The sequence below is a fragment of the Neisseria sp. P0001.S005 genome (assembly GCF_051963715.1).
Genome location: NZ_JBQCTZ010000482.1, coordinates 1 through 679 on the forward strand (window position 1 = coordinate 1; position 679 = coordinate 679).

At 51.8% G+C, this 679-nt stretch carries 1 protein-coding gene; it reads right to left on the reverse strand.

All coding sequences use genetic code 11. The annotated features are described in order from the left end of the window. Positions 1 to 205: 205 nt before the first annotated feature. The coding region (locus tag ACTHSP_RS21205) for an SDR family oxidoreductase (protein ID WP_440346907.1) at positions 206 to 679 on the reverse strand (474 nt) is incomplete at its 5' end.

Sequence of the window (679 nt, forward strand, 5' to 3'; positions counted from 1 at the left end):
AATGCTCTATCGAATCTTTAGGTTAAGATGGAATGATAATATAATAATGTTGAAAACATAATCATTGAAAGCCTGTAAAGTTAATGTTTCGTATCCGTATTTGACTTTCAGACGGCCTTTTGGGTTATGCAGTTATTCAAGCCATAATGTAACGGTCATAAAAAACGCACTTTCATGATGAAAGTGCGTTTGGTGTGTAAACCGTTTAGTTTTCTTCGTCGTTCAGCGCGTTGATGCTGTAACCGCCGTCAACGTAGGTAATCTCGCCGGTGATGCCGGAAGCAAGGTCGGACAAGAGGAAGGCGGCGGTGTTGCCGACTTCATCGATGGTTACGTTGCGGCCCAGCGGGTTGTGGGAAGCGACGTGGCCTAAGAGTTTGCTTAAATCGGCAATGCCGGAAGCAGCCAGGGTTTTGATCGGGCCTGCGGAGATGCCGTTGCAGCGGATGCCTTCTTTGCCCAGGCAGGCGGCAGTGAAGCGGATGCCGGCTTCGAGGCTGGCTTTGGCCATGCCCATAACGTTGTAGTTAGGAATGGCACGAACGGCGCCCAAGTAGCTCAGGGCAACGATTGCGGCGTTGCGGCCCTGCATCATCGGACGTGCGGCTTTTGCCAGCGCAGGCAGGCTGTATGCGGAGATTTCGTGAGCGGTGTTGAACGCTTCGCGGCTGATGCTGTC